At 60.9% G+C, this 12,482-nt stretch carries 9 protein-coding genes and 1 riboswitch; of the genes, 5 read left to right on the top strand and 4 right to left on the bottom strand.

Going from position 1 to position 12,482, the window contains the following annotated elements:
* Positions 1-42 precede the first annotated feature (42 nt).
* The gene (gene ribB / locus GJV78_RS10335) at positions 43-696 is read right to left on the bottom strand and encodes a 3,4-dihydroxy-2-butanone-4-phosphate synthase (protein ID WP_155108265.1); all 654 of its coding nucleotides are present in this window, start codon (positions 694-696) and stop codon (positions 43-45) included.
* 105 nt (positions 697-801) lie between these two features.
* Positions 802-951: riboswitch (FMN riboswitch) on the bottom strand.
* Positions 952-1,084: 133 nt separating this feature from the next.
* Here ribB and ubiK point away from each other — a divergent pair.
* The 3 genes from ubiK to GJV78_RS10320 all read left to right on the top strand — a co-directional run bounded on the left by ubiK (position 1,085) and on the right by GJV78_RS10320 (position 4,027).
* Positions 1,085-1,381 carry a ubiquinone biosynthesis accessory factor UbiK gene (gene ubiK, locus GJV78_RS10330; protein ID WP_155108264.1) on the top strand — a complete coding sequence of 99 codons (297 nt, stop codon included), beginning with the start codon at positions 1,085-1,087 and terminating at the stop codon, positions 1,379-1,381.
* A gap of 288 nt (positions 1,382-1,669) precedes the next feature.
* Complete coding sequence (locus GJV78_RS10325; protein ID WP_155108263.1) at positions 1,670-2,299, top strand: OB-fold-containig protein; 630 nt, start codon at positions 1,670-1,672, stop codon at positions 2,297-2,299.
* 30 nt (positions 2,300-2,329) lie between these two features.
* Positions 2,330-4,027, top strand: a complete 1,698-nt coding sequence (locus GJV78_RS10320) for a flotillin family protein (RefSeq protein WP_155108262.1) — start codon at positions 2,330-2,332, stop codon at positions 4,025-4,027.
* A gap of 237 nt (positions 4,028-4,264) precedes the next feature.
* Here GJV78_RS10320 and hldE read toward each other — a convergent pair whose 3' ends face one another.
* The 3 genes from hldE to GJV78_RS10305 are packed head-to-tail and all read right to left on the bottom strand — an operon-like array spanning position 4,265 to position 9,906.
* Complete coding sequence (hldE, locus tag GJV78_RS10315; protein ID WP_155108261.1) at positions 4,265-5,698, bottom strand: bifunctional D-glycero-beta-D-manno-heptose-7-phosphate kinase/D-glycero-beta-D-manno-heptose 1-phosphate adenylyltransferase HldE; 1,434 nt, start codon at positions 5,696-5,698, stop codon at positions 4,265-4,267.
* A 47-nt stretch (positions 5,699-5,745) separates the two neighbouring features.
* Positions 5,746-8,586 carry a bifunctional [glutamate--ammonia ligase]-adenylyl-L-tyrosine phosphorylase/[glutamate--ammonia-ligase] adenylyltransferase gene (gene glnE / locus GJV78_RS10310; RefSeq protein WP_155108260.1) on the bottom strand — a complete coding sequence of 947 codons (2,841 nt, stop codon included), beginning with the start codon at positions 8,584-8,586 and terminating at the stop codon, positions 5,746-5,748.
* An 18-nt stretch (positions 8,587-8,604) separates the two neighbouring features.
* The gene (locus GJV78_RS10305) at positions 8,605-9,906 is read right to left on the bottom strand and encodes a CYTH domain-containing protein (RefSeq protein ID WP_155108259.1); all 1,302 of its coding nucleotides are present in this window, start codon (positions 9,904-9,906) and stop codon (positions 8,605-8,607) included.
* Positions 9,907-10,253: 347 nt separating this feature from the next.
* On the opposite strand from GJV78_RS10305, the gene GJV78_RS10300 reads away from it, so the two are divergent.
* Positions 10,254-10,874: a TIGR04211 family SH3 domain-containing protein gene (locus GJV78_RS10300; RefSeq protein ID WP_155108258.1), complete on the top strand. Its 621-nt coding sequence runs from the start codon at positions 10,254-10,256 to the stop codon at positions 10,872-10,874.
* 313 nt (positions 10,875-11,187) lie between these two features.
* Complete coding sequence (locus tag GJV78_RS10295) at positions 11,188-12,435, top strand: multifunctional CCA addition/repair protein (RefSeq protein ID WP_167519501.1); 1,248 nt, start codon at positions 11,188-11,190, stop codon at positions 12,433-12,435.
* The last annotated feature ends 47 nt before the right edge of the window (positions 12,436-12,482 follow it).

The following is a 12,482-nucleotide window of genomic DNA, read 5'->3' as shown; positions in this document are numbered from 1 at the left end:
ACCGAAGCCGGAATTCCGGCTTCGGTTTTTTTCGTCGCGCCGTTAGCCTGCCTTACGCTCGTGCGCCTGCCGATAAGTCACCAGATCTTCAATGGTGACGACCGCCATATTGTGCTGGCGGGCAAACTCGATGCACTCCGCCGTGCGGGCCATGGAGCCGTCATCGTTGGTCAGTTCGCACAGTACGCCTGCGGGTTTGAACCCGGCCAGCGTCATCAGGTCGATAGTGGCTTCGGTATGGCCGCCGCGGGTCAGAACGCCGCCCGGCTGCGCCCGCAGCGGGAAAACGTGTCCGGGGCGGTTAAGATCGGAGGGCTTCGCGCCGTCGGCGATCGCCGCACGAACGGTGGTAAGACGGTCAGCGGCGGATACGCCGGTCGTCACGCCTTCCGCCGCTTCGATGGTCACGGTAAAACCGGTGCCGTAGGCGCTGGTATTATTTTCCACCATCATCGGCAGGTCGAGCTGCTGGCGGCGATCTTCGGTAAGGCACAGGCAAACAATGCCGCTGCCGTGGCGGATAGTTAAGGCCATCTGTTCAACGGTCATGGTTTCCGCCGGAAAAATCATATCGCCTTCGTTCTCGCGATCTTCATCGTCCAGCACCATTACGCCACGACCTTCGCGCAGCGCGGTCAGGGCATGTTCAACACGTTCAAAAGGCGCACCAAAAGCGGTAAGTAGCGTCTGATTCATGGTAAAAAAACCTCACTAAATTTATGGTTACCAGAATCAGGGCAGTCTTAGGAGTGCCGACAAGCGGCAAAAAAATAACGTGAGCGGGTCCGTGCCCGGCTGGATCGTTACTCTCTCCCATCCGGACTCTAACCGTCGGCCCCGGAATTACACCGGATCTGCTGTCCTTTGGGCAGGTGCCCAAAGCGCTCGCGGGCTTTCAACCTGAGTTGATTTACCGCCGGTGGGGAATTTCGCCCCGCCCTGAGAATAAGCGTGGTAACTATAACGCTATTGATCGCCCCCATCAACGCCTTTACCCGGATGAAGTTCACACTATTCTGGTTTATGACTCCCGGATATGGCACTACAATGTAGAGCTAATACTTACCAGTTCAGGGAAACTACTATGATTGACCCGAAAAAAATTGAGCAGATCGCTCGTCAGATTCACGAGTCGATGCCGAAAGGGATCCGGGAGTTCGGGGAAGACGTCGAGAAGAAGATCCGTCAGACGCTGCAGTCACAGCTGACACGTCTCGACCTGGTGAGCCGTGAGGAATTCGATGTCCAGACCCAGGTTCTGCTCCGCACCCGCGAAAAGCTGGCGCTGCTCGAACAGCGCCTCAGCGAACTGGAGGCGCGTGAAACGCCTGCCGAAGTCAAACCCGCCCCCGCCATTCCGCCGGTCGATCCGCAGGAGTAAAAGATAACGGGCCGTAAGGCCCGCTATTGCATATTGCCCAGGGTCGGCCTTCGCCTGCCGCGCCCTGGAAACAGTCCGGCCTGATTATCCTTTCCCCCCGGATATCCCGCGCTTATTAATAAAAACACCAAATAAGAACCACAAATACATATACCTCGCAAATATCACAGCAAAAATATTTTTTTCGTTTTAACGATGGCGACAACACATGTTATTGTGGCTTTTGTGTCAACGCCGTTTCACATTCTTTCGTTATTCACAGAGATACCGATTTCGGAGGAAGTATGCATGGTTCTGTTTGCAGATTATAATAACCCCTATCTGTTCGCCCTTTCCTTTGTCCTGCTTATCGGTATAGTGGAGATTATTTCACTGGTCTGCGGGCACTTACTTTCCGGCGCTCTGGATGCCCATCTTGAAGGCTACGACGCTCTGCACTCTGGCAATATTGGCCAGGCGCTGCACTATTTGCACATCGGGCGCATACCGGCCCTGATCGTCCTCTGCCTGCTGGCCGGCTGGTTCGGCCTGTTCGGCATCCTGGCGCAGCACGTCTGGGTCACGTTCTGGCAGGCCCCGCTCAGTAATCTGCTGCTCGCGCCGGTCAGCGTTATTCTTTCTGTTTTCGCGGTGCATTACACCGGTAAAGCCATTGCGCCCTGGCTGCCGGTAGATAGCTCCACCGCCATCGGCGAGGATGAGTTTATTGGCCGGATGGCGATCGTCACCGGGCACTCGGCGGTTTCCGGCACGCCCTGTGAAGGGAAATTTACCGATAAATTTGGCCAGATCCACTATTTGCTGCTGGAACCTGAGGCCGGTAAGGCATTTAAAAAGGATGACAAAGTGCTGATTATCTGCCGGCTCTCCGCAACGCGCTATTTAGCCGAACTCAACCCGTGGCCGAATATTTTATAAATTTATTATTACGCAATAGGGACCCATACAATGGATGATGTTTTTGGTTTTTTACCCTCATGGATGTTTACCGCGCTGGTTGCGGTCATCGTTATATTTATCGTCGGCATTATTTTCGCCCGGCTTTATCGTCGGGCCTCCGCAGAACAGGCATTCGTGCGTACCGGCCTCGGTGGGCTAAAAGTGGTAATGAGCGGCGGCGCAATCGTGATGCCCATCTTCCACGAAATTATTCCTATTAATATGAATACCCTTAAGCTGGAGGTCAGCCGCTCCACTGCCGACAGCCTGATCACCAAAGATCGTATGCGCGTTGACGTGGTTGTCGCCTTCTTCGTGCGGGTAAAACCGTCCGTCGAGGGGATCGCCACCGCCGCCCAGACGCTGGGGCAGCGTACGCTGTCGCCGGAAGATTTACGCATGCTGGTGGAAGATAAGTTTGTTGATGCCCTGCGCGCCACCGCCGCTCAAATGACCATGCACGAACTGCAGGACACCCGCGAAAACTTCGTTCAGGGCGTGCAGAATACCGTAGCAGAAGACCTCTCCAAGAACGGCCTGGAGCTGGAAAGCGTCTCGTTAACCAACTTTAACCAGACCTCCAAAGAGCATTTTAACCCCAACAACGCCTTTGACGCCGAAGGTCTCACCAAGCTGACCCAGGAGACGGAGCGCCGTCGCCGCGAGCGTAACGAAGTTGAGCAGGACGTGGAGGTTGCGGTACGTGAGAAGAACCGCGACGCCCTGTCGCGCAAGCTGGAAATCGAGCAGCAGGAAGCCTTTATGTCGCTTGAGCAGGAGCAGCAGGTGAAAACCCGCACCGCCGAGCAGAACGCGAAAATCGCCGCCTTTGAGGCCGAGCGCCACCGTGAGGCAGAGCAAACCCGTATTCTCGCAGAGCGGCAGATTCAGGAGAGTGAAATTGAACGTGAGCAGGCGGTTCGTACCCGTAAGGTCGAAGCCGAGCGCGAAGTACGGATTAAAGAGATCGAACAGCAGCAGGTGACGGAAATCGCCAACCAGACCAAGTCCATTGCCATTGCCGCCAAGTCCGAACAGCAGTCCCAGGCGGAAGCGCGCGCTAACGATGCGCTGGCCGAAGCGGTTCGCGCTCAGCAGAACGTCGAAACGACCCGCCAGACGGCGGAAGCGGATCGCGCCAAACAGGTTGCGCTGATCGCCGCCGCTCAGGATGCAGAAACGCAGGCGGTAGAGCTGACCGTGCGGGCGAAAGCCGAAAAGGAGGCGGCGGAGATGCAGGCGGCCGCTATCGTCGAACTGGCGGAGGCCACACGTAAAAAAGGGCTGGCGGAAGCCGAAGCGCAGCGCGCGCTTAACGATGCGATTAACGTACTCTCCGATCGGCAGACCAGCCTCAAATTCAAGCTGGCGCTGCTGCAGACCCTGCCTGCGGTGATAGAAAAATCCGTTGAGCCGATGAAGTCTATCGACGGCATCAAAATCTTTCAGGTTGACGGCCTGAACCGCAGTGGCGCAGGTGGTGACGTTGCCGCCGCCGGCGCGAGCGGCGGTAATCTCGCGGAGCAGGCGCTCTCTGCGGCGCTCTCTTACCGCACTCAGGCACCGCTGATCGACTCGTTGCTGAATGAAATTGGACTTTCCGGCGGTTCGCTGTCGGCGCTGACCGGGCCGCTGAAGTCGGGAGAGAGCAGCGACCAGCCTGTCGCCCCGCCCCTGGAAGAGGCGGCGTCGAATGACCGGGCGTGAATGTCGCCGAAGGGCGGTCAGATCCGTGGCAAGGCGCGTAACAAGGTAGTGACGCCCTCTTAGCGGCGAACGGCGTGGTCCGAACGGCATTCAGCGTTCTCAGCCCTGGCTATGCTCCGGCAGCGCCACGCCCTATTACGAACACGTCTGATACGCCGTTTCCATTAAAAAGGCCGGAGGGGTATACCGCCCGGCCTGCGTTCTTTTTTAATGTGCCGGAACCTGCCCTGCGGGCAGCTATCTGTCGCCCTCTTTCTGAATTTTCCGGATAATGTTGGTGGTGGAGCAGCCGTCCTCAAAGTTGAGCACCAGCACGTCACCGCCGTTGGCCCAGACCTCTTTACTGCCCGCAATCTCTTCTGGCTTATAGTCACCGCCTTTGACCAGCAGATCCGGCAGAACTCCGGCAATCAGACGCTGCGGCGTATCCTCTTCAAACGAAACGACCCAGTCCACCGCCTCCAGCGCGCTCAACACGATCATACGTTGTTCCAGCGGATTCACCGGACGGGTTTCGCCCTTCAGCCGCCGGGTCGAGGCATCGCTGTTCACCGCGACGATCAGGCGGTCGCCCAGCCTGCGGGCGTTAGCCAGGTAGGAGACATGGCCGGCATGCAGAATGTCAAACACGCCGTTGGTCATCACCACCTTCTCGCCGCGCCTGCGGGCGCTGGCAACGGCCTGCTGCAGCGCCTCCTCGGTCATGACGCCAAAGCCGGTTTCAGCGCGACCGCGCACCGCATTTTCCAGTTCGATGGGCGAAACGGTGGAGGTGCCCAGCTTGCCGACCACCACCCCCGCCGCCGCGTTGGCGAAAAAGCAGGCCTCCTCAAGCGAGTTGCCCGCCGCCAGCGTCGCCGCCAACACGCCGATCACCGTATCGCCCGCGCCGGTGACGTCATACACCTCCTGCGCCTGGGTCGGCATATGCAGCGGCGCTTTCCCCGGCTGCAGCAGGGTCATTCCCTGCTCGGAGCGGGTCACCAGCAGCGCGGAAAGCTCAAAATCGGCAATCAGCTTCATGCCGCGCGCCACGATCTCCTCTTCGCTTTTGCACTTCCCCGCCACCGCTTCAAATTCGGAGAGGTTCGGCGTCAGCAGCGTCGCACCGCGATAGCGCTCAAAGTCCGTGCCTTTCGGGTCAATCAGCACCGGCACCCCGGCCTGACGCGCCAGCTGGATCATCTGGCGGATGCTGGTCAGCGCGCCTTTGGCGTAGTCGGAAAGCACCAGCGCGCCAATTGAACCCAGCGCCTGGCTGATGCGCTCGTGCAGCGGCTGCGGATCGACCCCTTCAAAGCCCTCTTCGAAGTCCAGGCGGATCAGCTGCTGGTTACGGGAGAGCACGCGCAGCTTGGTAATGGTCGGGTGCGTCGGCACCGATACAAAGTCGCACTTGACGTTAACCGCCGCCAGGGTCTTGCTCAGCGCCCTGGCGGCATCATCGATGCCCGTCAGCCCCACAAGGCGGGAGCTGGCCCCCAGGGAGGCGATATTCATCGCCACGTTAGCCGCACCGCCAGGGCGTTCCTCAATGGTATCCACCTTGACGACGGGCACCGGCGCTTCTGGCGAAATACGGCTGGTCGGCCCGTACCAGTAGCGATCCAGCATCACATCACCAACAACCATGACTCCAGCACGTTCAAACTCTGGCAGCGTTACTTTCATTCCCGTCTCCTGAGAGATTCAAAATTTGCGCGCGATAATAGCATATTTCATTCGGCTACCAGCCACTTCCGCCAGCTTGCCTGCACCAGCGTACGCTCCGCGCTGAAGCGCTCCTGCGCGACGTGGCCCGGCAACTCCTGCAGCGCCTGCCGGTGCAGCGCATCGCGCAGCGTGGTATAGGCGCGGGTAAGCGCCGCCGCTTCGTCTTCCTCCATAATGCCGTTCTGCGCCAGCAGCTGCAGAATGCGCACGTTATCCGACCAGCGCGTCAGCTTCGGCTTCTGATGGGCATAGCGCAGCACCAGATATTGGGTAATAAACTCAATGTCGGTGATCCCCCCCTCATCCGCTTTGATATCAAAGCGATCGCGATGACGGTTGCTGAGATGAGCGCGCATCTTTTCGCGCATCTCGCGCACCTCAGTGCGTAACGTCGCGCCGTCCCGCGCCAGGGCCAGGATATCGCGACGCACCGCGTCAAACTGCGCGGTAAGCGACGAATCGCCGTAGACCACCCGGGCGCGTACCAGAGCCTGATGCTCCCATGTCCAGGCTTCGTTTCTCTGGTAATCGGCGAAGGCCTCCGCTGACGTGACCAGCATTCCCGCCGCGCCGGACGGGCGCAGCCGCGCGTCCACCTCATAAAGAATGCCGGAGGAGGTGCGGGTACTGAACAAATGCATAATGCGCTGGGCGAGGCGCAGATAGAACTGCCGTCCGTCGATCTGGCGTTCGCCGTTGGTCATCGCGTCCAGCGGGCAGTCGTGCAGGAAGATCAGATCGAGATCGGAACTGTAGCCCAGCTCCCAGCCCCCCAGCTTGCCGTAGCCAACCACTGCGAATCCGCGCCCTTCCCGCTCGCTGAGATGCCCCGGCAGGCCGTAGCGCGCCACCATCTGCGTCCAGGCCTGCTGCACCACGGCGTCAATTATCGCCTCCGCCAGCCAGGTGAGATGATCGCTGACCTTCATCACCGGCAGCGTACCGGCGATATCCGCTGCGGCGATGCGCAGCTGCTGGGCCTGCTTAAACTGGCGCAGCGCCTCCAGCCGCTGCTCCTCGTCATCTTCCGCAACCCGCAGCAGATACTGCCGCAGCTCGTCGCGGTAGGCGTCGGTGGCGGTGGGTTGATACAGGGTGTTGGGATCGAGCAGTTCGTCAAGCAGCAGCGGATAGCGGGCCAGCTGGCTGGCCACCATCGGCGAGGCGGCACACAGCGAAATCAGGTGCTTCAGGGCTCCGGGGAACTCGCTGAGCAGCTCAAGATAAGTGGTGCGGGTGACGATGCCGACCAGCAGCGGCGTAATGCGCGACAGCGGCACGGTGGCGTCGTCGCGGGTGCAGACATCGCTCAACAGGTGCGGCATCAGGGAGTCAAGCACCTGGCGACCGCGCGGGCCGACGGGACGCTTGTCCAGCTCCTTACGGAAATCGGCGATCAGCGCCAGCACCCGCCTGCGATCGTCGTCGGCAAGATGCGCCAGCGTCGGGGGCGAGTCCTCCTCCTGCAGCGCATCCTGCCACAGCTCGCGCCACTGCTCCGACAGCGAGGACTCCTGGGCGTCGGCCTCGTCGTCGCCAATCAGCTCGTTGAAGACCCGGCGCACGTTCGCCATATGTGCGGTCAGCTGGTCGGCCAGCCGTTCCCAGCCCTCGACGCTCATTCCCCACGCCAGGCGCGCCCGGTTCAGCGCGTCGCCGGGCAGCGTCTGGGTCTGCTCGTCATTAATGCTCTGCAGCAGATTTTCCAGACGGCGCAAAAACAGATAAGCCGCACGCAGCTGCGCCACGTCGCGCTCCGGCAGCAGGTGCAGCGCGGCGATGGCGCTCAGGGTCGGCAGCAGCGAGCGGGACTGCAGCGTCGGCTCGCGCCCGCCGCGAATCAGCTGGAACACCTGCACGATAAATTCAATCTCGCGGATGCCGCCCGCGCCGAGCTTAATATTGTCCTTCAGGCCGCGCCGCCGCACCTCGCGGGCAATCATTCCCTTCATGCTGCGCAGGGACTGGATAACGCTGAAGTCGATATAGCGGCGGAAAACAAAGGGGCGCAGCATGGCGCGCAGCTCGTCGGCGTAGCGGCCGCCGTCGTCGCCCATAATGCGCGCCTTAACCATGGCGTAGCGCTCCCAGTCGCGCCCCTGCTCCTGGTAATAATCCTCCAGCGCGGCAAAGCTCAGCACCAGCGGGCCGCTGTCGCCAAACGGGCGCAGGCGCATATCGACGCGATAGACAAAGCCGTCCATTGTGGGCTGATCCAGCACCTTGATCAGCCGCTGGCCCATGCGCGTAAAGAACTGAGCATTATCCAGTTCACGACGCCCGCCCCGGGTGGCACCGTGCTCCGGCCAAGCGAAGATCAGGTCGATGTCCGAAGAGAAGTTCAGCTCGCTGCCGCCCAGCTTGCCCATCCCGAGGATCAGCAGCGGCTGGGCCACGCCCTCCCGGCTACAGGGCGTCCCCCATTCACGGCAGCAGGCGGCATACAGCCAGTCGCGGGCGGCGACGATCAGCGTCTCCGCCAGTTGGCTGAGCTGCTGTAATATCACCTCGTCAGGCACCCGCGACAGCGCCTGCGCCCAGGCGATGCGCAGCATTATCCGTCGACGGAACAGCCGCAGCTCGCGCATCAGCGCGGCTTCATCAGCGACCGCAGCCAGCGCCTCCTGCAGCCAGCCGGCATAGTGCCGCCATTCATCGGCCTCCGGTGACGCGCTCTCCAGCGCCGTCAGCCAGTCGGGATGGGCCGTCGCGCTGTCCCGCGCAAAATCACTAAAAGTAAGCACTGACTTCGCCTCAGCGCTAATGCTCGTCCCGGCCAGAGCCCCCGGCAGGCCTCCGGAAATACTCTGCCAGTGCTGCTGTAGCGGTGGAGAAAGCGGCTTCATAAAAGATCCGTCCTTGTCTTATCGTTTTCCGCTGTGCAGCCAGAAGGGCTGGAGGCAGATTGCCTCATTACGGAAATGTTCAATTTCAATGGGCTGGCCGGTGACGATAGCGTGACGCAGCCCGCGCCAGTTTTCCAGCCACGCCTCAACCACCGGAGACTCGTAATAGCCCGCCAGCAGCAGCAGGCAGTCGATGTCGCGGCTCAGCCGCGGCAGCCGATCGCGATATTTATCGCCCAGCGGCCGGCCAAAATCACTTTTTAGCCCGGCGGCGGTGCGCGAAAGGTGAATATCGGCGAAACGCTTAAAGGAATGGGCGATTTTATCCTGCCCTTTGGCATCCAGGAACGGCCGCCAGCCGCAGGTGGCCAGCCATTCGGTCAGCGCCAGCTGCGCCCGGACCGTGTGCGGGCTGTAAACCGCCGTTACCGCTGAGGTTCCGGAGGCGATCTCCGCTTCCGCCAGGGTCAGGCACTCGCGTAAGTAAGCGCTCGCTTTACGCGGAATAATGCCGCCAAACAGCCCCAGCGCGTGACGTATCAGCCCTGTGGCCTCCAGCACCGCTGCCTTCGCCGCCTCGTCGCCGCGAACCCATAGTTCCTCATGACGCTGCCACTGCGCCAGTCCCAGCGCCAGGGCCGCTTCCAGCCCCTGTTCAACGCTGGCTTTAGGCGGCATTTTCAACACCGTCGTCGGCACGATGCTTCGCGGCGCATTGCCCTGGGCCAGATGATAACCGCGCGCCGCCTTGCTCAGGCTGCCCAGACGCAGCCCCGCCTGCGAAACCAGCTGGTTTGCCAGCGCCAGTACCGCCCGGGTTTCGCCGCTCAGCAGCTCAAGCTCCAGCTCGCAGAGCGGCTCGGCAAGCGCGCCCGCCGCAATCTCGCCGAGGTCGAGAGCAATTTCAATCCGGCTGTCGTCCATATCGAGCTGCCATTTTTCACGGCAAAAGTCGGTGCTGAACAGCGGCTGCGTCCGCCCGGCAAGATCCGCCGGCAGCTCGCCGCCCGGCCAGACCTCCGCCGGAAAACGGTCCAGCTCCAGCGCCGGCCCGCTCAGGGGAACGTTATATTCCGGGCGCTGATGCAGCCCGCCGATGGTCCGCCCGGCGGTCTTCATGGTCATCTCATAGCGCCCATCCTCACCGCGAATACGCAGCCCCATATCGTGAGCGCGCAGCCAGCCGTCCGCGGTTTCATAATAAATATTGCGCAGCTGAACCGGCGCGTGGTGCTCGCCGCCGAGAGTCTGCAGATAGTCGCGCAGCGCCTCTATGGCGTCGTGACTGACAATAAACTTTAATTCGATTTCCTGAGCCATGGCCTTGTACTTAGTGGTTGTGTCACATTCGGGAAGATTGTCGACGAACTTAATCCGATCTTTTTTGTCAGTAAATAAGCACGCTATCCTTCGGGCTGCCTCTTTAGTTGCCAGCGTCGGCGGCGTACCGGACGTACGCGCCGGGAGATGCGCTCCCCGACGCCCCGAAGGGTCTGGTGTACCGTATTTTGCGCCAAATTGCCATGAAACCGGCTATTTGACGGGCGTAAAAGTTCCCAGGAGTGGCGGAACTGACACAGAGGATTCCGATTGCTGTCGAAAGCTTTGCCTGGAGACACTGATACCACTACTATCGTTCCACTTTTTAAGACAATAACGACAGCCTGATGCCAAAATTACGCCTCATTGGATTAACTTTACTTGCGCTTAGCGCTACCGCCGTCGCTCACGCCGAAGAAAAGCGCTATGTCACTGACGAACTGAACACCTGGGTCCGCAGCGGCCCGGGTGATAATTATCGCCTTATGGGGACGGTCAGGGCCGGCGAGGAGGTCACTCTGCTGCAGACCGATTCCGGCAGCAACTACGCGCAGATAAAAGATGCCTCCGGCCGCACCGCCTGGATCCCGCTGAAAGAGCTGAACACCACGCCAAGCCTGCGTATTCGCGTGCCGGACCTCGAAAAGCAGGTCCGGAGCCTGACCGACAAGCTTAACAACATCGACACCACCTGGAACCAGCGCACCGCCGATATGCAGCAGAAGGTGGCCCAGAGCGACAGCGTGATCGGCGGGCTGAAGGAAGAGAACCAGAAGCTGAAAAACGAGCTGATCGTGGCCCAGAAAAAGGTCAGCGCCGCCAACCTGCAGCTTGACGACAAGCAGCGCACCATCATTATGCAGTGGTTTATGTATGGCGGTGGGGTGCTCGGACTGGGCCTGCTGCTCGGTCTGGTGCTGCCGCACATGCTCCCCAGCCGCAAGCGCAAGGATCGCTGGATGAACTAAATCGCCTTCTCCACCATGCTGACATATGCTTATACCCGTCATACTTCAGGTCGCATGTGCGCTGGCTTTATTCGGCCCGGGGGCCTCACCCTGAAGAGCCGCCGCCAGCGGCGTTCAAATCGGCTAAGCCGATTTGTCCTCGCTCACCCCGGTCACTTACTCCAGTAAGCACTGGGGTTTAATGAGCGACAGCCGCAGCGCTGGCCCCTCGGGGCGAGAGTCATGGATGAGCCAGGTAAACATGTCGCTAATGCGTATGCGGCCTGAACCAGGACGGAGAGAGAACGTGTATTTTTCAGTAGAGGTGATGTGAGTGAAGGTTTATCTGGTCGGCGGTGCGGTTCGGGATGCGTTATTAGGGTTACCGATCAAAGATAAGGACTGGGTGGTGGTTGGTGCAACACCGCAGCAGCTGCTCGACGCGGGCTACCAGCAGGTAGGCCGCGATTTCCCCGTATTCCTTCATCCGCAAACTCACGAGGAGTACGCGCTGGCGCGTACCGAGCGCAAATCCGGCTCCGGGTATACCGGGTTTACCTGCTATGCCGCGCCGGACGTCACCCTGGAAGAGGATCTGCAGCGCCGCGACCTGACCATTAACGCTCTGGCGCAGGACGATCGCGGCGAGATCGTCGACCCTTACGGCGGGCGTGGCGATTTACAGGCGCGCCTGCTGCGTCATGTCTCCTGCGCCTTTAGCGAAGATCCGCTGCGGGTGCTGCGGGTGGCGCGCTTTGCCGCCCGCTACGCCCACCTCGGATTCCGCATCGCCGACGAGACGCTGGCGCTAATGCGCGAGATGTCCCACGCCGGCGAGCTTGAACACCTGACGCCCGAGCGGGTCTGGAAAGAGACGGAAAGCGCCCTGACTACCCGCAACCCGCAGGTCTATTTTCAGGCTTTACGCGACTGCGACGCGCTGGGCGTTCTGTTCCCGGAGATAGACGCACTGTTTGGCGTCCCGGCTCCGCCAAAGTGGCATCCGGAAATCGACACCGGCGTGCATACGCTGATGACGCTGTCGATGGCCGCCATGCTCAGCCCGGAGGTGGACGTGCGCTTTGCCACGCTGTGCCACGATCTGGGCAAAGGCTTAACGCCTCCGGAACTTTGGCCCCGCCACCACGGACACGGCCCGGCCGGCGTCAGGCTGGTGGAGCAGCTGTGCCAGCGCCTGCGGGTGCCCAATGAGATTCGCGACCTGGCGAGGCTGGTGGCGGAGTTTCACGATCTCATCCATACCTTCCCGGGCCTGCAGCCCAAAACCATCGTTAAGATTTTTGATTCCATTGACGCCTGGCGCAAGCCGCAGCGCGTCGGACAGATAGCGCTGACCAGCGAGGCCGACATGCGCGGCCGCACCGGCTTTGAAACGGCGGATTATCCTCAGGGACGCTGGCTGCGCGAAGCCTGGCAGGTGGCGCAGGCGGTGCCGACAAAGGCGGTTATCGAGGCCGGGTTTCAGGGCGCGGCCGTTCGCGAAGAGCTGACGCGCCGCCGCATCGCGGCGCTGGCCGACTGGAAAGCGCTGCGCTGCCCGAAGCCCAATCCAGGGGCCTGACCGTCCGAACGCTCCGGACGGTGCCCGCGATGGGCTGCGGACGCCGC

This window comes from Intestinirhabdus alba (assembly GCF_009711095.1).
Taxonomy (GTDB): Bacteria; Pseudomonadota; Gammaproteobacteria; order Enterobacterales; family Enterobacteriaceae; genus Intestinirhabdus; species Intestinirhabdus alba.
Note: the sequence above shows the minus strand (reverse complement) of the source record. Positions and strands in the feature narration are given on the sequence as shown.

Bases quoted from the DNA above. Each gene is read 5' to 3' on its own strand.
- ribB (WP_155108265.1), bottom strand. From the start codon at position 696: ATGAATCAGACGCTACTTACCGCTTTTGGTGCGCCTTTTGAACGTGTT.
- ubiK (WP_155108264.1), top strand. From the start codon at position 1,085: ATGATTGACCCGAAAAAAATTGAGCAGATCGCTCGTCAGATTCACGAG.
- GJV78_RS10325 (WP_155108263.1), top strand. From the start codon at position 1,670: ATGGTTCTGTTTGCAGATTATAATAACCCCTATCTGTTCGCCCTTTCC.
- GJV78_RS10320 (WP_155108262.1), top strand. From the start codon at position 2,330: ATGGATGATGTTTTTGGTTTTTTACCCTCATGGATGTTTACCGCGCTG.
- hldE (WP_155108261.1), bottom strand. From the start codon at position 5,698: ATGAAAGTAACGCTGCCAGAGTTTGAACGTGCTGGAGTCATGGTTGTT.
- glnE (WP_155108260.1), bottom strand. From the start codon at position 8,586: ATGAAGCCGCTTTCTCCACCGCTACAGCAGCACTGGCAGAGTATTTCC.
- GJV78_RS10305 (WP_155108259.1), bottom strand. From the start codon at position 9,906: ATGGCTCAGGAAATCGAATTAAAGTTTATTGTCAGTCACGACGCCATA.
- GJV78_RS10300 (WP_155108258.1), top strand. From the start codon at position 10,254: ATGCCAAAATTACGCCTCATTGGATTAACTTTACTTGCGCTTAGCGCT.